The organism is Streptomyces montanisoli, from assembly GCF_017813245.1.
Classification (GTDB): domain Bacteria; phylum Actinomycetota; class Actinomycetes; order Streptomycetales; family Streptomycetaceae; genus Streptomyces; species Streptomyces montanisoli.
Genome location: NZ_JAGIQL010000039.1, coordinates 26,521 through 49,710, shown reverse-complemented (window position 1 = coordinate 49,710; position 23,190 = coordinate 26,521). Strand labels below are relative to the sequence as shown.

At 71.8% G+C, this 23,190-nt stretch carries 17 protein-coding genes and 1 pseudogene; 12 read left to right on the top strand and 6 right to left on the bottom strand.

Annotation, left to right across the window (positions count from 1 at the left end):
• Window positions 1-77: 77 nt before the first annotated feature.
• The 6 genes from JFN87_RS12640 to JFN87_RS12615 are packed head-to-tail and all read left to right on the top strand — an operon-like array spanning window position 78 to window position 6,147.
• A complete protein-coding gene (locus tag JFN87_RS12640) occupies window positions 78-989 on the top strand; it encodes a sugar phosphate isomerase/epimerase family protein (RefSeq protein ID WP_209340105.1) in 912 nt (303 codons plus the stop codon).
• Window positions 986-1,672, top strand: coding sequence for an EboA domain-containing protein (locus tag JFN87_RS12635; protein WP_209340104.1), 687 nt, complete (start codon window positions 986-988; stop codon window positions 1,670-1,672). The genes JFN87_RS12640 and JFN87_RS12635 overlap by 4 nt, the downstream gene beginning before the upstream one ends.
• Window positions 1,672-2,535: a TatD family hydrolase gene (locus JFN87_RS12630; RefSeq protein ID WP_209340103.1), complete on the top strand. Its 864-nt coding sequence runs from the start codon at window positions 1,672-1,674 to the stop codon at window positions 2,533-2,535. The genes JFN87_RS12635 and JFN87_RS12630 overlap by 1 nt, the downstream gene beginning before the upstream one ends.
• Window positions 2,536-2,537: 2 nt before the next feature.
• Complete coding sequence (gene eboE / locus JFN87_RS12625; protein WP_209340102.1) at window positions 2,538-3,704, top strand: metabolite traffic protein EboE; 1,167 nt, start codon at window positions 2,538-2,540, stop codon at window positions 3,702-3,704.
• The gene (locus JFN87_RS12620; RefSeq protein WP_209340101.1) at window positions 3,701-5,089 is read left to right on the top strand and encodes an alkaline phosphatase family protein; all 1,389 of its coding nucleotides are present in this window, start codon (window positions 3,701-3,703) and stop codon (window positions 5,087-5,089) included. The genes eboE and JFN87_RS12620 overlap by 4 nt, the downstream gene beginning before the upstream one ends.
• Window positions 5,090-5,139: 50 nt before the next feature.
• The gene (locus JFN87_RS12615; protein ID WP_209340100.1) at window positions 5,140-6,147 is read left to right on the top strand and encodes a sugar phosphate isomerase/epimerase family protein; all 1,008 of its coding nucleotides are present in this window, start codon (window positions 5,140-5,142) and stop codon (window positions 6,145-6,147) included.
• 23 nt (window positions 6,148-6,170) lie between these two features.
• On the opposite strand, the gene JFN87_RS12610 is transcribed toward JFN87_RS12615, so the two are convergent.
• The gene (locus JFN87_RS12610) at window positions 6,171-6,758 is read right to left on the bottom strand and encodes a hypothetical protein (protein WP_209340099.1); all 588 of its coding nucleotides are present in this window, start codon (window positions 6,756-6,758) and stop codon (window positions 6,171-6,173) included.
• Window positions 6,759-6,905: 147 nt separating this feature from the next.
• On the opposite strand from JFN87_RS12610, the pseudogene JFN87_RS12605 reads away from it, so the two are divergent.
• From JFN87_RS12605 to JFN87_RS12585, 6 genes and pseudogenes are all read left to right on the top strand, one after another.
• Window positions 6,906-7,886, top strand: a pseudogene (locus JFN87_RS12605) (pirin family protein); the annotation flags it as partial.
• A 24-nt stretch (window positions 7,887-7,910) separates the two neighbouring features.
• Complete coding sequence (locus JFN87_RS33640; protein WP_245179338.1) at window positions 7,911-8,249, top strand: GNAT family N-acetyltransferase; 339 nt, start codon at window positions 7,911-7,913, stop codon at window positions 8,247-8,249.
• Between the two features lie 181 nt (window positions 8,250-8,430).
• A complete protein-coding gene (locus JFN87_RS12600; RefSeq protein WP_209340097.1) occupies window positions 8,431-9,057 on the top strand; it encodes an RNA polymerase sigma factor in 627 nt (208 codons plus the stop codon).
• 70 nt (window positions 9,058-9,127) lie between these two features.
• Window positions 9,128-10,006 carry a hypothetical protein gene (locus JFN87_RS12595; RefSeq protein ID WP_209340096.1) on the top strand — a complete coding sequence of 293 codons (879 nt, stop codon included), beginning with the start codon at window positions 9,128-9,130 and terminating at the stop codon, window positions 10,004-10,006.
• 103 nt (window positions 10,007-10,109) lie between these two features.
• On the top strand, window positions 10,110-11,363 hold the full coding sequence (locus JFN87_RS34105; RefSeq protein WP_209340095.1) for a sensor histidine kinase: 1,254 nt from the start codon (window positions 10,110-10,112) through the stop codon (window positions 11,361-11,363).
• Window positions 11,360-12,022 (top strand): response regulator, encoded by a 663-nt coding sequence (locus tag JFN87_RS12585; protein ID WP_209340094.1) that lies wholly within the window; start codon window positions 11,360-11,362, stop codon window positions 12,020-12,022. Before JFN87_RS34105 ends, JFN87_RS12585 begins: the two co-directional genes overlap by 4 nt.
• Window positions 12,023-12,069: 47 nt before the next feature.
• On the opposite strand, the gene JFN87_RS12580 is transcribed toward JFN87_RS12585, so the two are convergent.
• The 5 genes from JFN87_RS12580 to JFN87_RS12560 all read right to left on the bottom strand — a co-directional run bounded on the left by JFN87_RS12580 (window position 12,070) and on the right by JFN87_RS12560 (window position 22,965).
• A complete protein-coding gene (locus JFN87_RS12580) occupies window positions 12,070-12,507 on the bottom strand; it encodes a hypothetical protein (protein WP_209340093.1) in 438 nt (145 codons plus the stop codon).
• 200 nt (window positions 12,508-12,707) lie between these two features.
• Window positions 12,708-14,855 carry a DEAD/DEAH box helicase gene (locus JFN87_RS12575; RefSeq protein WP_209340092.1) on the bottom strand — a complete coding sequence of 716 codons (2,148 nt, stop codon included), beginning with the start codon at window positions 14,853-14,855 and terminating at the stop codon, window positions 12,708-12,710.
• On the bottom strand, window positions 14,852-16,183 hold the full coding sequence (brxD, locus tag JFN87_RS12570) for a BREX system ATP-binding protein BrxD (RefSeq protein ID WP_209340091.1): 1,332 nt from the start codon (window positions 16,181-16,183) through the stop codon (window positions 14,852-14,854). The genes JFN87_RS12575 and brxD overlap by 4 nt, the downstream gene beginning before the upstream one ends.
• Before the next feature lie 3 nt (window positions 16,184-16,186).
• Window positions 16,187-18,991, bottom strand: coding sequence for a BREX-2 system phosphatase PglZ (pglZ, locus tag JFN87_RS12565; RefSeq protein ID WP_209340090.1), 2,805 nt, complete (start codon window positions 18,989-18,991; stop codon window positions 16,187-16,189).
• On the bottom strand, window positions 18,991-22,965 hold the full coding sequence (locus tag JFN87_RS12560; protein WP_209340089.1) for a DUF6079 family protein: 3,975 nt from the start codon (window positions 22,963-22,965) through the stop codon (window positions 18,991-18,993). The genes pglZ and JFN87_RS12560 overlap by 1 nt, the downstream gene beginning before the upstream one ends.
• Window positions 22,966-23,190: the final 225 nt, after the last annotated feature.

The following is a 23,190-nucleotide window of genomic DNA, read 5'->3' as shown; positions in this document are numbered from 1 at the left end:
GGCGCGCTGCGACCGGCGCTCGCGCTGGCCGCCGCCTTCCCGCCGGCCCGCGCCCTGGCAAGGCGGGTGTCGCCGACATGAGCGCGCCACGCGACGGCGGCCGCGCACCGGCCGAGCCCGCCCTGCGCTACGGGTTCGGCACCAACGGCTTCGCCAACCACCGCCTCGAGGACGCGCTCACCGTCATCGCCGAACTCGGCTACGACGGCGTGGCGCTCACCCTCGACCACCACCACCTCGACCCGTTCGCGCCCGGCCTCGCCGCCCGTACGGCCGCGCTCGCGCGGTGGCTCGACCGGCTCGGCCTCGGCGTCATCATCGAGACCGGGGCACGCTACCTGCTGGACCCCTGGCACAAGCACGAGCCGACCCTGCTCGCGTCCGAAGGGCGGCAGCTGCGCGTCGAGTTCCTGCGCCGCGCGGTGGCGGTCGGCGCGGATCTCGGCGCGCAGGCCGTCTCCTTCTGGGCCGGGATCAGGCCCCCGGAGCTCGACCCGCGCACGGCCTGGGACCGGCTGGTCGCCGGGTGCGCCGAGGTCGTCGACACCGCGGCGCGGGCGGGCGTCACGCTGGGCTTCGAACCCGAGCCCGGGATGCTCGTGGAGAGCATCGACGAGTACGGCAGGCTGGCGGCGGCGCTCGGCGACCCGGCCCCGTTCGGCCTGACACTCGACATCGGCCACTGCCGCTGCCTGGAGCCGTACCCGGTGCCCGAGTGCGTGCGCCGGGTCGGGGGCCGGCTGGTGAACGTGCAGATCGACGACATGCGCCGGGGCACCCACGAGCACCTGGAGTTCGGCACGGGCGAGATCGACTTCCCACCGGTGCTCGACGCCCTGGACGAGGTCGGCTACCGCGGGCTTGTCGCCGTCGAGCTGCCCAGGCACAGCCACGACGCGCCGGGGACGGCCCGCCGCTCCCTGGACTTCCTGCGGTCGTGCGACCCCGCAGCCCACCGTACGGCCCGCCGAGAGGAGGAGACGGCATGAGCATGACCCCCGACCGCCTCAGAGCCGCCCTGGCAGGACGGATGACCGCGCAGGGCTCCGCATGGCTCGCCGGCGCGTGCGCCTCCACGGCCGCCGACCCCGACACCGTACGCTCCCTGTTCCCCCCTGCTGGACGCCGCTGCGGGCGCGGCCCGCTCGACCCCGCCGACCCGCACGGCTGGACGGTGGACGACGCGGCCCGCGCCCTGCTGCTCACCGCCCTGCCGTTGACCGGCGGCCGGCTGCTCGACGAGATCGGCGGGCTGTACCGCACGGGCGACGCCGCTGAACGGCGCGCCGTGCTACGCGCGTTGCCGCTACTGCCCGTCGGCGACGGCGCGCTGCCCCTGGTGCGCGACGCGCTGCGCACCAACGACACCCGGCTGATCTCCGCGGCCCTCGGGGACTACGCGACGGCCCACCTGGACGCGGAGGCCTACCGGCAGGCCGTGCTCAAGTGTGTCTTCACCGGCATCCCGCTGGCCGCGGTGCCCGGCCTGCCCGCACGGGAAGACGCCGAACTGGCCCGCATGATGGGCGCGTTCGCCCGCGAACGTGCGGCCGCCGGGCGCGGGACACCCGACGACATCGCACCGATCCTGGCCCGCTTCCCCGAGGCCGCGGGCGACCAGGGCCCCGCGACCGTCCCCACGTCGGCAACCGAACCCCGCCGGGAGGCGTGATGCGCATCTTCGACCCGCACATCCACATGTCCTCGCGCACCACCGACGACTACGAGGCAATGCACACCGCAGGCGTGCGCGCCCTGGTGGAGCCCGCGTTCTGGCTCGGCCAGCCGCGCACGTCCGTCGGCAGCTTCCTCGACTACTTCGACTCCCTGATCGGCTGGGAGCCGTTCCGCGCCGCCCAGTTCGGCGTCCGGCACCACTGCACCATCGCCCTCAACCCCAAGGAGGCCAACGACTCGCGCTGCGCCGAGGTGCTGGCCGAGCTGCCGCGCTACCTGCCAAAGGACGGGGTGGTCGCCGTCGGTGAGGTCGGCTACGACTCCATGACGCCCGAGGAGGACGAGGCGTTCGCCGCGCAGCTCCAGCTCGCCGTCACCCACGACCTGCCGGTGCTGGTCCACACCCCGCACCGGGACAAGGCCGCGGGCGTCGACCGCACACTCGCCGTGGTGAAGGAATCGGGGCTCGCCCCCGAACGCGTCGTCGTCGATCACCTCAACGAGGTGACCGTACGCCAAGTCGCGGGAACGGGCTGCTGGATGGGCTTCTCCATCTACCCCGACACCAAGATGGACGAGCGCCGCATGGTCGCCGTCCTGCGCGAGTTCGGCACCGAGCGGATCCTCGTCAACTCGGCCGCGGACTGGGGGCGCAGCGACCCGTTGAAGACGCGGAAGACCGGGGACGCCATGCTCGCCGCCGGCTTCACCGACGACGAGGTGGACGCGGTCCTGTGGCGCAACCCCGTCGCGTTCTACGGTCAGAGCGGCAAGCTGGAGCTCGACGATCCCGGGGAGGGCGGCGGCGCGACCTTCGAGGGCAACTCCGTGCTGCGCGGCGTCCGAGCGGAGGTGTGACCGTGCGCCTGCTGCATCCCGACGGCACACTCGTCCACCTCGCGTACTGCACCAACGTCCACCCCGCGGAGGACCTCGACGGCGTCCTCGCCCAACTGGCCGCTCACGCAGAGCCCGTACGCGAGCGGCTCGGCGTGCCCGTACTCGGCCTGGGTCTCTGGCTGGCCCGTGACGCCGCCGCGGCACTCGCCGCGGACGGCGGAGCGGTCGGCAGGCTGCGCCGGGAGCTCGACGCGCGCGGCCTCGAAGTCGTCACACTGAACGGCTTCCCCTACCGCGGCTTCCACGACCCCGTCGTCAAGCACGCCGTCTACCGGCCCGACTGGACCACGCGGGACCGGCTGCACTACACACTCGACCTCGCCCGTGTGCTCGCCGCCCTGCTTCCGGGCGACGCCGCCCACGGCAGCGTCTCCACCGTGCCGCTGGGCTGGCGCACCCCGTGGACGGCCGGGCAGGCGGACGAGGCGGCCAGGACCCTCGACGAGCTGGCCGCCGGGCTCGCGGCCCTCGAAAGCGAGACCGGCCGCACGGTCAGGGTCGGCCTGGAGCCCGAGCCCGGGTGCGTCGTCGAGACCACGGCCCAGGCCGCCCGCCACCTGGCCGGCATGGACACCGAACGCATCGGCGTCTGCCTGGACGCCTGCCACCTCGCCGTCGCCTTCGAGGAACCCACCGCCGCCCTCGCCCGCCTGGACGCCGCGGGGCTGCGGGTGGTCAAGGCGCAGGCGTCGTGCGCCCTGCAGGCCGCCGACCCCTCCGACCGGGCGGCACGGGACGCGCTGGCCGCCTTCGCCGAGCCGCGCTTCCTGCACCAGGTGCGCGAGCGCGGCGCCCCGCCCCTGGCCGTGGACGACCTCGACGCCGCCCTGGCCGGTGAGTTGCCCGGCCAGGACCCCTGGCGCGTCCACTTCCACGTGCCGCTGCACGCCGATCCGGAGCCGCCGCTGACCACGACACGACCCGAACTGGAGGCGACCCTCGGCGCCCTCCTCGGCGGTGACACCGCACGCACCGCACACGTGGAGGCCGAGACGTACACCTGGGGCGTGCTCCCCGAGGACCGGCGGCCGCGGGGGCCCGGCGCGCTCGCCGACGGCATCGCCGCCGAACTGGCCTTCACCCGCGACCTCTTGATTTCCCTCGGTCTGAAGGAGGCCGCCGCATGAGCCCCACACCGCTGCTCGTCATCGACGTCGTCGGCCTCACCCCCCGGTTGCTCGCCCACATGCCGCGGCTGCGCGCCCTGGGCGAGGCGGGCTTCACCGCGCGCCTGGACACCGCGTTCCCCGCCGTCACCTGCACCGTGCAGTCCACCCTGCTCACCGGGGAGCCCGCGACGGGCCACGGCATCGTCGGCAACGGCTGGTACTTCCGCGAACTCGGCGAAGTGCTGCTGTGGCGGCAGCACAACGCGCTCGTCGGCGGGGAGAAGGTGTGGGAGGCGGCGCGGCGCTCGCACCCCGGCTACCGCGTCGCCAACATCTGCTGGTGGTACGCCATGGGCGCCGACGTCGACCTGACCGTCACACCGCGGCCCGTCTACTACTCGGACGGCCGCAAGGAGCCGGACTGCTACACGTATCCCCCGCAGCTGCACGACGAGCTCACGGCAAAGCTCGGGACGTTCCCCCTGTTCACTTACTGGGGCCCGACGGCCTCCCTGACGTCCTCGCGCTGGATCGCCGACGCGGCCCGGCACGTCCTCACCACCGAGGCGCCCGACCTTACCCTCGCCTACATCCCCCATCTCGACTACGACCTCCAGCGCTACGGCCCCGACGACCCGCGCGCCGCCGCGGCGGCGGCCGATGTCGACCGCGTGCTGGCCCCGCTGCTCGACGCGGCCGCCGCGCGCTCGGTCACCGTCGTCGCCCTCTCCGAGTACGGCATCACCAACGTGTCCAGGGCCGTGGACATCAACCGCGTGCTGCGCAGGGCCGGGCTCCTGAACGTCCACACCCAGGACGGCATGGAGTACCTCGACCCGTGGACGTCGTCCGCCTTCGCCGTGGCCGACCACCAGGTCGCCCACGTGTACGTCGCCGACCCCGCCGACACCGAGCGCGTACGCGAACTCCTGGCCGGTACGGAGGGCGTGGCGGACGTGCTCACCGAGGCCGGCAAGAAGGCGCACGGCATCGACCACCCGCGCGCCGGCGACCTCATCGCCGTCGCCGAGCCCGACGCCTGGTTCACGTACTACTACTGGCTCGACGACGACCGCGCGCCCGACTTCGCCCGCCTCGTCGAGATCCACCGCAAGCCGGGCTACGACCCGGCCGAGCTGTTCATGGACCCGAAGGACCCCAAGGTCAAGCTGCGCGCCGCCGCCGCGCTCGCCCGCAAGAAGCTGGGCATGCGCTACCGCATGAGCGTCGTCCCGCTCGACCCGTCCCCGGTGCGCGGCAGCCACGGCCGGCTGCCCGGCCGCCCCGACGACGGCCCCGTACTGCTGTGCTCCCGTCCCGCCGAGGCCCGCGACCACTACGACGCGACCGAGGTCAAGGACCTGCTGCTGCGCCTGGCGAAGGTGAGGGACGCGGCAGTGTGACGAGACCGAGCAGCGCGACCGATCAGACGAACCACCCGGGAGGAACCCAGATGCCACGCCCGATCACCCTGTTCACCGGCCAGTGGGCCGACATGCCGTTCGAGGAGGTGTGCCGGCTCGCGTCGAAGTGGGGGTACGACGGGCTGGAGATCGCCTGCTGGGGCGACCACTTCGAGGTCGGCAAGGCCCTGGCCGACGAGGAGTACATCCCGCGCCGCCGCGCCCTGCTGGAGAAGTACAACCTGCGGTGCTGGGCGCTCTCCTGCCACCTGACGGGACAGGCCGTCTGCGACCACCCCATCGACGAGCGCCACAAGGGCATCCTCCCCGCCCGCATCTGGGGCGACGGCGAGCCGGAGGGCGTACGGCAGCGCGCCGCGCAGGAGATCAAGGACACCGCGCGGGCCGCGGCCGCGTTCGGTGTGAAGACGGTCATCGGCTTCACGGGCTCGTCGATCTGGCACACGGTGGCGATGTTCCCGCCCGTACCGCCGGAGATGATCGAGCGCGGCTACCAGGACTTCGCCGACCGCTGGAACCCCATCCTGGACGTCTTCGACGAGGTCGGCGTGCGCTTCGCGCACGAGGTGCACCCGTCGGAGATCGCCTACGACTACTGGACGACGGTGCGCACCCTGGAGGCGATCGGCCACCGGGAGGCGTTCGGCCTCAACTTCGACCCGTCACACTTCGTGTGGCAGGACCTGGACCCGGTCGGCTTCCTGTGGGACTTCAAGGACCGCATCTACCACGTGGACTGCAAGGAGTCGGTCAAGCGCTTCAACGGACGCAACGGCCGCCTCGGCTCCCACCTGCCGTGGGCGGACCCGCGCCGTGGCTGGGACTTCGTGTCCACCGGGCACGGGGACGTGCCGTGGGAGGCCTGCTTCCGGATGCTCAACTCCATCGGCTACGGCGGCCCGGTCTCGGTGGAGTGGGAGGACGCGGGCATGGACCGTTTGGTGGGCGCGCCGGACGCGCTGAGGTTCATCCGCACGCTCACCGCGATCGAGCCGCCGGAGCGTTCGTTCGACTCGGCGTTCTCTTCCGACAACTGACGTACGTCACGCGGCGATCGGAGCTATCGGTAGTCCTCCGGGTGCCCCTGCATCCAGGTGTTGACCTTGTCCCGTGTGGTGGTCAGCAGCTGCTTGTGCTGCTTGAGGTTCGGGAAGGAGAAGTCCCCCTTGAACGCCTGCTGCATCGCCCGGATCCGGGCGATCGGCGCGGCGAAATGCCCGTCGCCCTCCGGGCTCGCCTTCATCGAGTCGTAGAGGTCGTCGAGGTTGCTCACCAGGCGGTTGAGGAAGTACTCGCAGTTCCCCGGGGTCGTGCAGCCGTCGTTGTAGGTGGCCTGGAGCACGGCGAAGGAGTCACGGACCGCCGGCACCAGCGCACCGGGGGCGCGCTCCGTGGTGGGATAGCCCGCCGCCGTCCCCGAGGAGCTCGGGGAGCCGGAACCCGTGGCGCCGCTGCCGCTGTCACTGTCGCCGGCGACGATCGGCGCGGCCGAGGCGGGCGCATGGACCGCCGCGGGCGAGGTGCTGACGTCCGCGGCCGGCGACGACGCCCCGTCCGACGTCCCGTCGTGCCCGGCCGAGCAGGCCGTGAGCAGCGACGCTGCCAGCAGTATCGGCGCCAGACGGCGCACGGTTCGCGCGGTGTTCATGGATCCCCCCCCCAGATGTGATCGCTCCACGGAGGCTACCGCGCGACGTCCTGACCGACCTCGATGAGGTGACCGTCATGCACTTCGCGGCGTCAACGCCTACCCTTGTTGAATCGGAAACGACATGGCGAGCGGAGGCGGCGCACGGTGAGCAATACCGAGGTCGATCCCACCGAGCTGCGTTGCGGGACGGCGTCCGATGAGGAGCCCGCGAGGGGCGGACCCCAGGTGGAGGTCCTCTCGGCGAGGGACGTCCCGCTGGGCGGCCCTCGGGCGATGACCGTACGGCGTACGTTGCCCCAGCGGGCCCGTACCTTGATCGGGGCCTGGTGCTTCGCCGACCACTACGGCCCCGACGACGTCGCCCGGACCGGTGGCATGGACGTCGCCCCTCACCCGCACACGGGTCTGCAGACGGTGAGCTGGCTGTTCAGTGGCGAGATCGAGCACCGGGACAGTCTCGGGACCCATGCCTTCGTGGCACCCGGAGAGCTGAACCTCATGACGGGCGGCCACGGCATCAGCCACTCGGAGGTCTCCACCACCGGCACCACCGTCCTGCACGGCGTGCAACTCTGGCTGGCGCTTCCCGACGGGCATCGGGCCACCGCCGGCAGGTTCGAGCACCACGTGCCGAGCGCGATCCCACTCGACGGGGGCGAAGCGAGGGTGTTCCTCGGCTCCCTCGCTGGCGACACCTCGCCCGTCCCCACCTTCAGCCCGCTCCTCGGCGCCGAACTCACCCTCGAACCACGGGCCGAGACGACCTTGGCCATCGATCCCGGGTTCGAGCACGGCCTGCTCGTCGACCAGGGGGACGTCGTCATGGCGGGGACACCGCTACGCCCGTCGGAACTCGGCTACCTCGCGCCGGGCGGCGCGACGCTGACCCTCAAAAACCCCACCGACCGTGCGGCTCGCATGATCCTGCTCGGAGGGGCGCCGTTCGAGGAACAGATCGTGATGTGGTGGAACTTCGTCGCACGGAGCCACGACGAGATCGTCCAGGCCCGGGAGGCGTGGCAGAACGCCTCCGATCGTTTCGGCCGCGTCGACGGCTACGACGGAGACCGCCTCCTCGCCCCGGCCCTGCCGAACGCCACCATCACCCCACGCAGGAACCCCCGCTCCCGACCCCATGGAAGGTCCCCGATGACGCAGTCCAGCAGTCCTGTGGTCGAGCGTGTCGACGACAAGTGCCGCTACGAAATCCTCGTCGACGGAGAACTCGCCGGTTTCGCCGCGTTCCGCGACCGCGGCGCGCAGCGGGTCTTCCACCACACCGAGATCGACGACGCCTACGCCGGGCAGGGCCTCGCCTCACATCTCGTGCAGCAGGCCCTGACCGACACGCGGAACGCGGGCAAGCGCATCGTGCCCGTCTGCACGTATGTGGCGAAGTTCCTCCAGAAGCACGACGACTTCGCCGACGGCACCGATCCGGTCACCGACGACGTTCGGACGTGGATCGGCTCCGTCCTCGGCAACTGACGGCGGTCGTGTCTCGACACGCGGGCCCTCCCGACGGCCCCGGACACCCCTGTTCGCCTGCGGTGACGGGAAGTACTGTGCATGTGCTGTGTCGCGGGGCGCGAGCCGGCGGGGGCGGCAGGGGCTCGCGCCGGTGCATGCGCTGCCGGCGGCGCGTGGGCGACGAACGGTACGGACAAGGATGAGTGTGGGCGAGGCAGGCGGGCCACGCGGCGAGCCGGGACGGCGGGACGGGGAGCTGGGGGCCGCCGTCGAGCGGGCGCAGGGCGGCGACGATGCCGCCTTCGAGGCCGTGTACCGGATGGTGCACCCCAGGCTGCTCGGCTATCTGCGTGGGCTCGTCGGCAACGAGGCGGAGGACGTGGCGTCGGAGGCCTGGCTGGAGATCGCCCGCGACCTGGGCCGCTTCAAGGGCGACGGCGCGGGCTTCCGCGGCTGGAGCGCGACCATCGCACGCCACCGGGCCCTCGACCACCTGCGACGGCGTCGCAGCCGCCCCGTCACCAGCGCCCTCGATCCGGACCTCCTGGACGTTCCGGGCCCGGACGACGTGTACGACCAAACCTTCGAGGTGCTGTCCACCGAGCGCGCGCTCAGGCTGGTCAGCACTCTGCCCCGTGACCAGGCGGAGGCCGTGCTGCTACGCGTCGTCGTCGGCCTCGACGGCCCCTCCGCCGCCCGCGTTCTCGGCAAGCGCCCCGGCGCGGTATGCAGTGCCACCTCACGGGGGCTGAAGCGCCTGGCACGCCAACTCGGCGCCGCCGAGGAGACGAGAGCGGAAGCCCTTACGCTGAGGCGGTCGATATGAGCAGCGCGACGCCCAACGCGTAGGACAACAGGCGAGTGCGGGAATCACACGAGGACGGACGGCAGCAGGCATGGGCACCCACGACAGCGAGGGCGGAACGTACGCCCGTCAGTCCGCTGGCCCGACCGGCCCAGTTCCCGAAGCAGCCGAACCGATCACCTCCGCGGAGCTGGAAGCGGCGCTCGGCAATGCCATGTGCGACGCGACGCTGGACGCACACGCGCAGCAGCAGGCCGTCGCCGCCTACCGCGCGGCCCGCGACGCGGGCCTGCACGAGCAGGCACGCGCCCGCAGGGGCGACGACTGGCGGTCGCCGCGCACACCAGTGCGGCGCTCGGTGAGGATCGCCGTGGCCGCGTTGCTCGCGAGCCTGGCCCTGGGTGGTGCGGCGTTCGCCGCGATCGAGCTGCCCAAGTCTTCCGGCGGTGGCACGCACCACGACGCTCCGCGGCCGACCGGTTCCGGGCCCGCGGCGACCTCGGACGCCTCATCCCCCGCCCACGCGAACACCCCGGCCACAGCAGGGCCGAGCAATGCGCCACCCTCCGGCTCGGCCGGCTCGTCCGCCGGCTCGCGGTCCACGGGCCGCCCGCCGACGGCCAAGGACATCCAAGCCCACTGCCGCGCGTACGCCTCCGTCAAGGGACACGGCAAGGCGCTGGACTCGCCGGGCTGGCAGCGGTTCATCGCGGCCGCCGGTGGCGAGGACCACGTGTCCGCCTACTGTGCACACGTGCTGCCGGACTCCGGCTCCGGCTCCGGCTCCGGCTCCGGGAAGCAGCAGGGCAGGAAGGCGAGCCCGGAGCCGAAGAACACGTCGGCGAGCAAGAAGCCCGGACAGGCGAAGCAGGAGAAGCACCGCAACGCGGCGGCGAGCGCGGCGCCGAGCCATGCTCCGCAGGGGTCGGGAGCCGGGGTGTCGCACGGCGGGGGTCCTGGCGCCCGGTGACCGGCTGCGCGCGTCGGCAACCGGCCGTTGGGACGACCGGACGGCCGGACGACCTGGCGTGGGCTGCATCCATGTCCGCAGGGCTCGGCCTTAGCATCCTGCGGTGAACTCAACTCGCCTGCGCCCGGCGGCATTCGACGCCGCACTCGCGCTCGGCATCGCAGTGGTCACGTGCATCGCGGGCGCCTACTACCACCCGCCAGGATGGCGCGCGTTCGACGGCGTCGGCTACACGCTGGCGTGCCTGAGCGCGCTGCCGCTCGCGGCGCGGCGACGGCTGCCCGTGATGGTGGTGCTGGCGTCCGCGGCCGTCTACGCCGTCTATCTCGGCTGCGGGTACCAGCCGTCCGTCAACTGGTGGTCACCGGTCGTCGGCCTGCTCAGCCTGGCCGGGTGCCGTCCGGTAGCGGTCTCCTGGGCAGCGGCCGTCCCGGTGGCCTCGGTCACGGCGCTCAGCGGGTTCGCCGGCCACCTGCACCTCGCGCTGGTGGCCGCGCAGGCCCTCCTCGTCCCCGTGGTGGCGATCGCCTTCGGCCATACCCGGTACCTGCTGCTGCGCGCCAACGCCGACCTCCGCCAGGTCACCGCCGACCTGGTGGCCGAGCGGGAGGCGCACGCCCGCGACGCCGTCGCGCTCGAACGCATCGCCATCGCGCGGGAGTTGCACGATGTGGTGGCGCACCACATGTCGGTGGTCACCGTCCAGGCCGGTCTTGCGGAGACGGTGCTCACCTCGGACGTCCCCGCGGCGCGCGGCGCCCTCGCGACCATCGCGGAGACCGGGCGCGGCGCGCTTGACGAACTGCGGCGCCTGCTCACGGTGTTGCGCGTCCAGTCCGACGACGACGGCCGCGAGGACGGCCGCGAGGAGGCCCCGTACGAGGCAGCGCCCCGCCTCGACCGGCTGCCTGAACTGGTCGCAGGCGCCGCCTCGGCCGGACTCGACATACGGTTCGCGGCCACGGGCGACCCGGTCCCCCTGCCGTCCGTGGTCGAGGTGTGCGTCTACCGGGTCGCCCAGGAGGCGCTGACCAACGTGATCAAGCACGCGCCCGGCGCACACGTCGCTCTCACCCTCGACCACACGCCTGACGAGGTCGTCCTCGCGGTCCGCAACGACAGCGGCCCCGGCCAACCCGGCCTACCCGCCAAGCACCACGGGGCTCGACGTGAAACCGCCCCCGGCTCCGGGCTCGGCTTGATCGGCATGCGCGAACGGGTCAGGATCTGCGGAGGACGGCTGGTGGCGGCACCGCGTGACGGAGGCGGTTTCGAGGTCGAGGTGGTACTCCCGGCGCAGGCGCTACGTCGCACGCGCCCGGAGGAGCCGGAGGACGCCGGGGGGCGGGAAGCGTGACGCGGGTACTTGTGGTGGACGACCAGGAGCTCGTCAGGGCAGGCCTGGCCGCCCTGCTGCGGACGGCGCCGGACATCACGGCGGTGGGCGAGGTCCCCGACGGTGAGGCCGCCGTCGAGGCCGCGCACCGCGAGCGGTGGGACGTCGTGCTGATGGACATCAGGCTTCCCGGCATGAACGGTGTCGCGGCGACCGAGCGGATCCTCAAGGAGGTGCGGGACCCGCCGCGCATCATCGCGCTGACGACGTTCGACATCGACGAGTACGTGTACGCGGCGCTGCGCGCGGGCGCCAGCGGCTTCCTGCTCAAGGACACGTCGCCTGGTCGGCTCGTCGACGCGGTCCACGTGGTGGCGCGCGGCGAGATGCTCTTCGCGCCCGCGGTGACGCGCCGCCTGGTGGAGGCGTACACGCGCCGGCCGGCCGCGGCGGTCGAGCTCGACGCCCTGCCGGGTCTCACGGCGCGGGAGACGGAGGTCCTGCGCCAGGTCGGCCTGGGCATCGACAACGAGGCGGTGGCCCGGCGGCTCCACGTCACCGAGGGCACGGTCAAGACGCACCTGCACCGGATCATGGGCAAGCTGTCCCTCAACAGCCGCGCCCAGGCGGTCGTCATGGCGTACGAGAGCGGGCTGGTCGTGCCCGGTCAGACGCGGTGAACGTGCGGCGCCCCGCCCCCCGGGCCGGGGCGCCGCACGGCCGGGTCTCAGCCGTCCACGCGCGTCTTCGTGTAACTGGCGCAGTTGCTGAGCGTGTTGCTCGTGTTGAAGAGACAGACCTTGAGGCCCACGGACGACCCGGACTTGACGTTGCCGAAGGGGTCCCAGACGACCGGGTTGCCCTTGAGGCCGCTGGTGTTGTTCTTGGCTCCGAGGTACTTGCCGTCGACCCAGGCGTAGGCCCTGACGCCCTTCCCGTCCGAGCAGTAGTCGTGGATGACGGCGTAGTCGTCGTTGTTGCCGCCACCCGGGGCGCCAGGCCCGTAGTCGACGAAGTTGACCTGGCCGCACTTGCCGCCCGTCGTGGCCACCGCGAAGCTGTCGTCGACGGAGGCGGAGGCCGACTGCGTACCGGCCAGCATCACCGCGGCGGCGACCGCGGACGTGGTGACGACCGCCCGGGTGGCCATGGCTCGGATGTTCATGATGGATCCCCCTGGTTCGTTTCCTGACGGGCCGTCGCTCGACCCGGGCATGACACTACGAGCGCCACACCCGGCAGTCGTCCGACCCAGACCTGAGATGTGCCGGGCCGCGCTGGGGTCCCCGTCGTACGCCTGTGGTTGACGGGGCCGGTCACGGCGTGCCGGGCCAAGGCCCGCCGGCGGAGCGGCAGCGTCGCCGCTCATGCGCTCCCTCCCGTGAAACGGGCCTGCTCGGACAGCACGGCGGTCGCGGATCCGAGGTCTGCGAGTCTGATCGACAAGGTGGCCTCCGCCAGTCGCGGTGGCAGAGCGTCCGAGAACTTCAGGCCCTGTACAGCCCTCTCGTCGATGTCGGGCAAGGCCAAGCGCTCTGCCGCTCCCTGACGGGCGAGTTTCCAGTCCCCCGCGGTGAGGTCGTCCCGGAGGCGTACCCAGTGATCGTTGATCCGCTGTCCTGGCACCGCGGCGCTCCCGAGTGTGGCCGCCAGAGTGGCGTTCGCCCGGTGCCCCGCCCACGTCCACCAGCGCAGCTGGTCTGCTTTCCCACGTTCTCGCACAATCACGGTGCCCCCGGGGTGCACACACTCCATGAAGTGCTCCCGTGCTTCTTCGAGGCGGCCCTGGGCTCTCCTGGTCAGACTCACCGGCGGGGCGGCACCGAGCAGCACCTCACGCACCGCACGCACGAGCCGGTACGAAGCCCCTTGCCCGAAGCCTGTGCCACTCCACTTGGCTTTGCCACCGCCGTCGACCGGTTCGACGAAGCATCGTTTGCGTCGCCAGTCGATGTAGGTGACCTGCCAGTTCCGCCCGGCGAGCAGGAGACGGCGAGGACCGGCGACCCGCTCGGTGAGGAGGCTGGGATCAGTACGACCGATCTCCTTGCGGCCCTGAAGGACAGTGAACTGTGGTGCGGCGGTGAACACCGCGGTCAGGCCCATGAAGTGCCGCTGTCCGAAGCGTCGTTCGGCCTCGGGGCCGATGAACAGGAGCCCGCCGTCCTGGTCGAGGTACCCCTGCGCCACCAGGTGCCTGACGATCGGTTCCGCGGGCCGCCCGAACGGTCCGAGGCCGTTCCACCACTCCTGCCACAGGTTTCCTCCGACGCTGCCTTCCTGCAGGCAGAGGGCGAGCAGTTGCTGGGCGACGATGTGGCGGGGTTCGGGTGGGGCCACCACCGGTTCGACCCAGCCCCGCGACCATTGCAGGAGGAGCCCGGCCGCACTCAGCAGGCCCGCTTCGTCGAGGGTGAGGAAGAGGCAGTTGCGTGAGGTCCCTTCCCGACGCCCGGTGCGGCCGATCCGTTGCAGGAAGGACGCGACCGACGTGGGGGCATCGATCTGGATGACCCGGTCCAGGTCGCCGACGTCGATGCCCAGTTCGAGGGTGCTGGTCGAAACGATCACGCAGTCCCTGGCCTCGGCGAAGGCCGCTTCCGCGCGCCTGCGTTCGTCGAGCGAGAGCGACGCGTGCGAGAGGAACGTGTTCACTCCACGGGCACGGAGAGCCGATCCCAGTTCTTCGACAAGGCGCCGTGACTCGCAAAAGACCAGGCGCTTCTCACCGCGGTGCAGGGTGCTGATGACAGTCGCCGCGTTCTCGAGCGATCCCACGTAGTCGAGTTGGATGTCCCCGGAAGGTGCGGAACCGGATGGTGCGGAAGCGGAGGTCGCGCCACTTCGTGTGTCCAGGTGCGGAGCGACGACCCGCCCGGGGCGTTCGCCCGCGCCGGACCCCTGGAGCCAGGTGAGCAGCTCGTCCGGGTTGCCGACGGTCGCCGAGAGACCGACGCGCTGCAGCGGCCTGCCCGCGACGCGCTGCAGCCTCTCCAACACGGCCAGCACGTGCCAGCCCCGGTCGTCACCGGCGAAGGCGTGCACTTCATCGACTACCACCGCACGAAGACCGGAGAAGAACGAGGCGTGATCGACGTTGACGCTCACCAGCATCGCTTCCAGCGACTCGGGCGTGGTGAGGAGCACGTCCGGGCGGTTTGCCAAGACACGTTTGCGTGCCCCCGAGGTGGTGTCGCCGTGCCAGAGTGCGGCGCTGCGCCCGAGCCAGGAACTGTATGTCTCGACTCTTGGCAACAGGTTGTTCAGCAACGCCTTGAGGGGGCACAGATACAGCACCGACGTGCCGGTCCACCGGGAGCCGTGCATCCGGGACAGCAGCGGCAAGCACGCCGCCTCGGTCTTCCCGCCGGCGGTGGGTGCCAGGAGGATGGCGTCCTCGCCCCGGACAAGGGGCGCTACCGCTGCCTCCTGAAGCGGACGCAGTCCTTTCCAGCCCAGAGTGTTGACGATGTGGTGGACCAGTGCAGGCTCCAGCTCGTCACCAGCGCTCATGGAAGCTCCAGCGCGATGCCGTCGGCATCGCCGGCTGCCGCGTTGCGCTCCACACGGTTGAGCTCGGAGTCCGCGAGCGTGAGCGCGTAGTGCTCGCGTGGGTCGAAGTCCTCGAACGCGTCGACCCGGTCGAGGACGTCGGCGACGAGCTTACGCAGGAAGACACGTGGTGCGACGCCGACCTTGCCGCCGAGTCCACCTGTGACGGCGGTGGCCAGTTCACCGATGTACGTGTCGTCGACGCGTGCCGCCACCCGGTCGGGGTGGACTGCCCCGCCTTGGTAGAGGTCGCGGACGGTCCTGCCGAGTTCACCGAGCCGGGGCAGGTCGAAACCCGGCAGACGCAACTGCACCGCGCGGGGGGAGTCGAAGCGCGGGTCGGTGGTGAAGTCGGTGGCCAGGCGCTGGGACAGCGGCGGCAGGCGCTGTGCACCCTGCTGGCCGTCGTAGAACGCCGGCGTGCCGGTGATGACGAGGAAGAGTCCGGGGAACCGGCCCGCGTCGATCTCGTCGAGGAGCTGGCGCAGCGCGTTGAGGCCCCTCTCCCTGACGTCGCCGCGAACCCGCTGGAGCGTCTCGATCTCGTCGAGCACGAGGAGGAGTCCGGGGTGGCCGCAGTCCCGCAACACGGTGAGCAGCCCTTGGAGGAAGCCGAGCGCCGCGAAGTGGTCGAGGTCTCCGCGCACCCCTGCCGAGCGACGGGCGGACGCCGCCACGGACTTCTGTCCGCCGAGCCAGGCGATCAGCGCTTCCCCCGTGGCCCCGTCCCCGGCCGCGACCGCTCTGCGATAGCCGCGCAACGCTGCGGCGAACGCCGGGGTACTGCGTGCGACATCGCCGAGTCGCAGCTCCATCAGGGCGTCCACGGCCTCGGCCAGCGCCACCTCGTCCTCCTCGTCCGTGTCCCCGCCGTCGAGCACCTCCTCCTCCAGCGTGTAGAACCAGGAGTCGACGATCGCCCGCAGCGCGCTGGGCTGGTGCGCGGCGGTGGACAGACGTTCGGTGAGCCTTCGGTAGACCGTTTCCAGGCGGTGCAGCGGTGTCTCCGTCTCGGAGATCTGCACTTCGGCCGTGGCGAGGCCGGCCCGCTTGGCTCGCTCGGTCAGCCATCGGGCGAAGAACGTCTTGCCGGAGCCGTAGTCGCCACGGATCGCGTGGAAGGCCGCGCCACCACGGGTGACGGTGGCGAGGTCCTCGTCGAGGGCGCCTTCGAACCGGCCGAGTCCCACCGCGAACAGGTCGAGGCCGGCCTGCGGTACGGTGCCGCGCCGCAGCGCGTCGATGACGTCGCGGCGCCTGGCCGCGCTCACCGGGGCGGGGTGCGTCATCTCCTACTCCTTCGGCTTCGGTTTCGGCTTCGGCAGGAACTGGTCGCGCAGCAGCGGGATGTCGAGCTTGACCGCGTGGCCGGCGTCGACGAATCCGAGGACGGGATAGCCCTCGACGTTCAGCAGCCGCTGGACGGTGGCGACGAATCCCTCGATGTTGCGCCGGACGCGTCCGGTCGCGGAGATCGCGGCGGCGAGCGCGGCGGGGGACATGGTGCCGCCCGCGGCCGCGAGGGCGTCGATGACCGCGGCGACGACCTTCGCCTCCGGGGCCTTGCGGACGTACTCCTTCTGGGCTTCGTAGACCTCGCTCGCCACCACCTCGCCGCCGAGGCACGCCGCGACCCGCGGGACGGCCGGAGAGACCGCTCGGGCCGGGCCCGCGCCGGCGGCGTCGGGGACGTTCCGGCGTGGCGCCGCGGAATCCGCGGGGCCGCCGATTCCAGCCTCGGGTCCTGAGGCCGGGGCGGGCCCATCTCCTGGCGCGGGCTCACGCCACCACGCGGGGGTCGACCGCTCCCGCGGCAGCCCTTCCCAGCCCTTGGGCGTCTGTTCGGCCGCCGCGACGAAGGCGAGAACAGGAACGGTCACCTCTGCGAGCGACACACCGCCGTGGTATCCGGCCTTGCGCCCGGTGTACCGGATGTCCTCACGCCACGGCGCGACGACGGCCCCCCCTCCTTCCAGCACTCTGGGGCCCCTGATCTCGATTTCCCCGTCCCCTGCCCGACCGCCGCCGGTACGCCACCGCGCGGACACCGTCCCGGTACCGGACACGGGCGCGGGCACGGCCGCGCTCCCGGTACGGCCGCCGCGCTCCAGGACGTGCCCGTGGTCGGCGACCAGGACGACCGGACGTCCGTACCCTCTGGCCGCCGAAAGAAGGTCCCGCAGGTGCGTGATGTCGTCGAGGGCCCAGTTCGCGCCCCGTCCCTGCTGCCCCTTGTCGAGGGCGTCGTCGATGGTGTTCAGGACGACAGCGACGACCGCTTCGGAAGCGAGCGCGCCCATGAGTTCGTGGGCGAGGGCGTGGCCCGTTCCGCCGCCGACGTCCGCCTTGTGGAAGAGAGCGGCTTCCCTGCGACGGCGCTTCCAGAAGGCGACGAAGCCCGCGCTCTCCACGGACTGCCCACCCTGGACGGGTTCGCCGGTGAGCAGTGAGGCACGGCTCGTCCGGGTGATGGAGGGCAGCATGGACACGACGGACATCCGGCCCGCAGGCTGTCCGTCCGCCGGCCGCGGCACGACCTCCCACCAGCCCTCGCGCTCCATTTCCTCACCGAGCTGTATGGCGACCGCGCAGCTCATCCCGTCGAGTACCACGACGAGCGGCGCACCCGCGCCGGTCAGCGGGCGCACGGCCGACTCCAGGACGTTCTCGATGACCGGCATGCCCTCCGGCCGGTGTGCGGTGGCGTGCGCCGACCAGGCCGCGAGGCGGCGGGCGAACTGCTCGTCGAGACGTTCCCTGCGGGCCCGCCCCCGCTCGTACAGCCCTCGCAGTTCGCCTGCCGTGGCCAGATCGCCTCCGGGGTCCCCGGCCCACAGGAGCGTGAGCGCCCGATCCGCCCATCCCCAGTCGGTGACGTGGGAGCGGATGCCTTCGGCCACCGTGGGCACGGCCGGTTCGGTCTGCTCCAGCCAGCGTGCGACGCGTACCGCCATCTCCGCCACCCGCACCCGGTCCGGGTAGAGCGCGACCAGGCCGTGCCCGGCCAGGTCGGCGAGCGCCGTCTCACCCGCAGCGGAGGAGTGGCGTGCCTCAGCGACCGTCCGGCCGAGTTGCGCGGCGAATCCCGTCGGCAGGAAGCGGCTGCCGGTGAGGGTGTCGGCCAGGCCTGCCGTTTCAGCCAGCTTCTCCGACCTGTGCAGTACGGCGAAGACCCGTTGCCGGGCGGCCAGGCTGCTCCTGGCCTGGACGATCCAGCGCGTCAAGGTGCCTTCCACCGCGTCGGTGAAGGCGCTGAGGGCGGCCCGGCGGGGCATGACCTGCCCGAAGAGGCCGCCGATCGCGAGGGCCGTGTCCGGGGCCGCGGCAGGGTCCCGGAGCGCCGCGGCGAGGATGCCGAGGGCCATGGCGTCGTCGCCGAGTCCCGCTTCGGCGAGGGAGAGGAGCACGGGGGCCGCGGGACCCGCGGTGTCACCGAGCCAGTTCTTCAGCTCGGCACGTTCTACTGACGGGAGTTCGGCGAAGCGGAGCGGACCCGCCGGCGTGCGTGACCAGGCGAGCAGAGTGTCCATGTCCAGCGTGGGCGGATGGGTCTGCGCGCCGGGTCCTGAGGCAGTCTCGCCGAGGCCGAGCCGCTGCACGGTCAGGGCGCGCAGAGCCGTGTCGAGGGTCAGCAAACCGCCCACGCGCGGCCAGCCGACGTCGGACGGCTCGGCTTCGAGGAGCGCTTCGAGGAGCCATTCCTTGCCGTACATCCGTACGTCGAGACCGGTGGCACCGAACCGCTGCGTGACGACCTCCGCGTTCTCGACGGTGAGAGTGCGTCGGCGTACGGCCCTTCCGCGCAAGTCCCAGCCGAGCTGCTCGTCGTCAACGCCGGTGGTGACCACGAGGACGTCGCCGGGGCCGGCCGCGTGCCGATGGTCCTGCCAGGCTGCCGTCACGCCGAGGACGGAGGACTCGTCGCGCACCTGGACACGCCGGGGCTCGTCGTCAACGGTCGCGGTGAATCGGGTCGGCGCTCCCGTCACGTAGTGGCCATGGACCAGGACCAGGCTGCGTTCGCGCAGGCTGGCCGCGTGCGTGGCCAGCAGCGCCTCGATGGTGCGGCGTCCCACCCTGGGCGCGGCAGCGGCCATCAGCGTCCGGCCCCTTCGGTGTCGGTGCCGCCGTGGTGGCCCTGAGGACCGTTCCCGAAGGTGTCGGCGGTCTCGCTGTCGACCGGGTGCCAGGCGATCCGGACCCTGGTGTTCGGGTGGGCGGTGAGGTAGGTGCGGATCTCTTCACTGATGTCGGCGACCATGGCGGCCAGGCTCGCTTCGAGGCGAGTGGGTTCCACGACGTGCACGGGGCCGGGGCTGTCGGTTCGGCCCTGGTGTGCGCGCTCGGGCTCGGGCTCGACATCCGTGTTCCTGACGGGAGGAGCGGGGACACTCGGGTTCCCGTGCTGGATGAAGCCGGTGTCCTCGGCGGCGGGCTGCGCGTGCGCCGTGGGCTGCGCCGGCGCGGTGGGCCGGGCCGCCTGCGCGAGCCGGGCCGCCTCGCGCATCAGCGCCTTGGCGCTGTCCCGCATTCCGTCCAGCACGGGAACGAGCGAGGACGCCTCCTCGTGATCGCCGGCGGTCCTGGACACCTCCGCGAGAAGTCGGCCGGCGCGGTCGCCGACGCTGTCGTCCCGGTTCGCGAGCTCGCGGACGGTGTCGAGGTCGTCCGCCCAGTCGTCGGAGCGCAGCGCGGCGAGCACTTCGGGCGCATGCTTGACCGCCGCCCCGATCTCTCCGTCCGTGACGTCGTACGCCGCGGCGGCCAGCTCCCGCACCAGCGAGGCGGGATCACCGGTACGCAGAAGGCGCGCGATGAGGTCGGCCGCCGCCTTCAAGGACTTGACGCGCGGAGCGTCCGCGCCGCCCGGTCCTTCCAGGCCGAGGCGGGCGGCGTTGTCCTGCAGCAGGGCGCGTACGTCTGCGACGGCCCTCCGGTGGCTGTCCGCGACCTCGCGGACCTTCTCCGCGAGGTTGGCGACATTACGGGCGAACAGCACTCGCGAAACCGTCTCGCCAAAGATCTTCCCCGCACGCCCCAGGGCGGCTGCGAACTCCTCTTCGCCGGGGAGTTCCACCGCCCTGAGCCCGTAGCCCTGGCCGATCCGGTCGAGTTCGGGGGCTTGGGGCAGCGGCGAGGTCTGGTAGACCCAGGTGCGGTCGTCGAGCAGGGCGTACGTGGCGATGATCAGATTGCCGACGTTGCGGTCGAGGCCGGTGTAGCCGAGCTCCTCGATCCAGCCACGGATGTCCTCCACCGACAGGTCGGTGCCGGTGTCGGGGTTCTCCGCCGCCTTCTTGTTGATCCTCAGCCGCCAGTCGTTGGTGACGTTGAGCGGACCGTCGTGCACCTCTCCGAGCCCCAGGGCGTGGACGATCTTCCGCACGGTGACCAGCTGGTGTCCGTCGACCACGACGCGGCGGGAACCGTCCGCCATGGCCCGGTTGATCCAGGTCAACGTCGTCTTCAGGTCGCCCTTGGTGATGGCCTTACGGGTGAGCCGCGGGTCGAAGTCGGGGTGCTTGGGGTGACGTGCCGCCAGAATCCCGTCGGCGATGAGGAACAGGTTCTCCTCGAAGCCGACAGCCGCTTCGGGGTTGGTGCGGGCGAAGCCGGGCTGGAGGGCGAGCAGGTGCTTGCCCTCGGGGACCTCGGCTCCCGTGGTCCCGGGTTCGGCCCGGGCGATGCCGTACACCTGCTGGAGCGCATCGGTGAGCTGGCCGGTGAGGCTGTCCCTGGACGCTTTGAGCTGGTTGCGGATCTGAGCGCGTTCCTCGGCGGGACGGGTCGCGGTGTGCTCGTCCAGCCGGTCCCGTTCGAGCAGGTAGTTGATCTTGAGGAGACGTCCGAGATTGCGGCTCTTCTGCCCGGAGAGGAAGTCGGACAGCCACACCACGGTGGGTGCGGCCCTTCCGGCGCGCTTCATCCGGTCGACCCGCTGCACGTCGTCCATCGGCGAATGATCACCGTCGTCGAAGGGGTAGTCGAAGACGATCCGGAGGTCGCTACCCAGTTGCGGCCCGAACTCCTCGTCGGGCAGATGGGGGTCGCGGACATTGCCGAAGACGAACTCGGCCGTGCGCTTCGTTCCGCGCCAGACGACCTCCCGCAGGCAGACGAACGCCTGGGTGTCGGGGACGCCGAGCGCGGCCCACAACTGGTCCTTGATCCACTGCCGTCGGTAGCCGAGCTGGTCCGCGACACCCTGCACCTCTTCGAGGAGCGGTTCGACGTCGAGGTCGGAAAGGTGCAGGTGGAACACCGGGTCCCCGCTGTCGCCCTCGCTGCGCAGCTCACCGTCGAAGCCCTCGGACTGCAGCTCCAGGAGCCTCTTGACCGCGACCGAGCCGGCGTCTCCGACCCGTGTCCTGATCGTGCCGTGGTTGAGGGCCGCGAGCTTGCCCCCGGTGAGCCGGGACAGGGCGGGCACATGCGGGGCGATGGAGGCGAGCAGCAGCGTCTTGACGAGCCGGTCGTCGGTCCTGAACCGCTTGTCGTCGGCCGAGCCGTACTTCGTCAGCAGGTGGTCGCGTACCCGCTCGTGGAAGCGGCGGGCGATGTCCGCCTCCGCGCGCAGCTTGGCGGTGAACGCCTCGCCCGTGCGGGACGCGATGACGTCCCACAGATCGCCCAGCGGGATCAGTTCACCCAGCTTGAGGTCGTCGAGGCGCCGCCCGAGCAGTTCCTGCACGAGCTTGAGGCCGGTCCGCTCACGCTGCAGGGCTCCGGAGAGGTCCACCAGGACGTTGAGCAGGGCGGGTGACAAGGGGTAGAGGGTGCGGAAGTCGTCCCAGTTCGCCTCGGTGCGGCCCTGGGAGTCGAGCAGAACCTGCCGCACCTCGTCCCGGGAGGACTCCACGAGTCTGAACGCGTCGTCGCGCGCCTGCTCCATGCCGGGCCGCGGGGCCAGCACCCGGTGCTTGATGATCTCGACGAGATTGCTGTCCTCCAGCTCGACGACGTCCAGCCGCCCCGCCAGATACTCGATCTGCTGTTCGAGATTCTGTACGTCGGCACCCGCGACGTCCGCGCCGATCAGCTGCGACAGGTCACGCTGGCGGGAGATGAACGACACGATCGGCACCGGCCGGTTGCCGTCGGCGGACTCGATCAGCTTGACCAGGCGCTGCACCTGGTCGCGGACGAAGTCCTGTTCTCCCATGTGGGCCTGGAGCCAGAGGACCAGCTCGTCGAGGAAGAGCACGACGCCGTCGTAGCCGAGGGAACGGGCGTGCCGGGAGATGACCTTCAGGCCGTTCTCCAGCGGGATGAAGGAGTCCTTGTCGCCGCGTGCCGCCTGGACGTACGAGGCCATGGGGCCGCTGACGAGAGCCGACACCAGCCGATCCCGGTCCGGGTCGCCGGCCCGCGCCGCGAAGGCGCGGTCGAGATCGGCGCTGCTCCAGTCGACGGGGACGGCGACATCGCCCGTGCCCGCGTCGATGACGGGCACATCCTCGTCATCGCCCCCGCCATCGCCCCCGTCCACCGCGGCGGCGCCCGCCGTCGACGCTGCGGCTCCGAGCCACTGCCGAAAGGTGGCGTCGTCGGCGAGGAACTCGCGCTGTCTGCGCGCGTCGGCGAGCAGCGCGTCGGCCCGGTAGACCGCGGGTGTCGGCGCCTCGGGGTGCAGCTCGCGCACCGTGTGCACGTAGCCGCCCAGCAGCGCGGAGTCCAGGTCGGTGGAGCCGACCAGGTGGTAGGGCACCATCAGGAACCGGCTCTCGGGCAGCCAGTCCTGGTGCTCGGCCATGACCTCGGCCAGCCGCGGCTTGTCCCGGGCCGCCGGGTGGTTGTTGAGCGCCGCGTGCAGCACGGTCAGGAAGTGGCTCTTACCGGCGCCGAACGAGCCGTGCAGGTAGGCGCCGTGCGAGGCGCCGTCGCGTACGGCGGCGGCGACGATGCCGAGCGCCTTGCGGAACTGCCTCTGGAGCTGCTCGGTGACGACGTACTCGGCGACGCGCGCCTCGGTCTCGCTGAAGCCCTGAGAGAGATCGATCTTGAAGTTGCCCGCGTGGACATCGTCCTTGACGGCGATGACGTCACGCAGGACGAGCTCTCTGGTCGACATCAGGCGATCATTCCCTCACTCGGCTGGACCCCGGCTGGCCGGTGACGCGCCGCTGCCGCGCGCCCCCCGGCCCAATCTTGCCAGGCCGCGCCCGTACGGGAGCGGCCCGTCGCACTCTTCGCGGTACGGCCGATCACGGTGAGTGGCCTCTCCCGTCACAACGGCCGCCCCGCCTCACCCACCGTCGCGAACGCGGGGCAACGGACCGCCCCGCCGGCCACGGAC

Coding starts and splice junctions, on each gene's coding strand:
- JFN87_RS12640 (WP_209340105.1), top strand. CDS start 78: ATGAGCGCGCCACGCGACGGCGGCCGCGCACCGGCCGAGCCCGCCCTG.
- JFN87_RS12580 (WP_209340093.1), bottom strand. CDS start 12,507: ATGAACATCCGAGCCATGGCCACCCGGGCGGTCGTCACCACGTCCGCG.
- JFN87_RS12615 (WP_209340100.1), top strand. CDS start 5,140: ATGCCACGCCCGATCACCCTGTTCACCGGCCAGTGGGCCGACATGCCG.
- JFN87_RS12600 (WP_209340097.1), top strand. CDS start 8,431: ATGAGTGTGGGCGAGGCAGGCGGGCCACGCGGCGAGCCGGGACGGCGG.
- JFN87_RS12630 (WP_209340103.1), top strand. CDS start 1,672: ATGCGCATCTTCGACCCGCACATCCACATGTCCTCGCGCACCACCGAC.
- JFN87_RS12560 (WP_209340089.1), bottom strand. CDS start 22,965: ATGTCGACCAGAGAGCTCGTCCTGCGTGACGTCATCGCCGTCAAGGAC.
- JFN87_RS33640 (WP_245179338.1), top strand. CDS start 7,911: ATGACGCAGTCCAGCAGTCCTGTGGTCGAGCGTGTCGACGACAAGTGC.
- JFN87_RS12610 (WP_209340099.1), bottom strand. CDS start 6,758: ATGAACACCGCGCGAACCGTGCGCCGTCTGGCGCCGATACTGCTGGCA.
- JFN87_RS12620 (WP_209340101.1), top strand. CDS start 3,701: ATGAGCCCCACACCGCTGCTCGTCATCGACGTCGTCGGCCTCACCCCC.
- JFN87_RS12575 (WP_209340092.1), bottom strand. CDS start 14,855: ATGAGCGCTGGTGACGAGCTGGAGCCTGCACTGGTCCACCACATCGTC.
- brxD (WP_209340091.1), bottom strand. CDS start 16,183: ATGACGCACCCCGCCCCGGTGAGCGCGGCCAGGCGCCGCGACGTCATC.
- pglZ (WP_209340090.1), bottom strand. CDS start 18,991: ATGGCCGCTGCCGCGCCCAGGGTGGGACGCCGCACCATCGAGGCGCTG.
- JFN87_RS12635 (WP_209340104.1), top strand. CDS start 986: ATGAGCATGACCCCCGACCGCCTCAGAGCCGCCCTGGCAGGACGGATG.
- JFN87_RS12595 (WP_209340096.1), top strand. CDS start 9,128: ATGGGCACCCACGACAGCGAGGGCGGAACGTACGCCCGTCAGTCCGCT.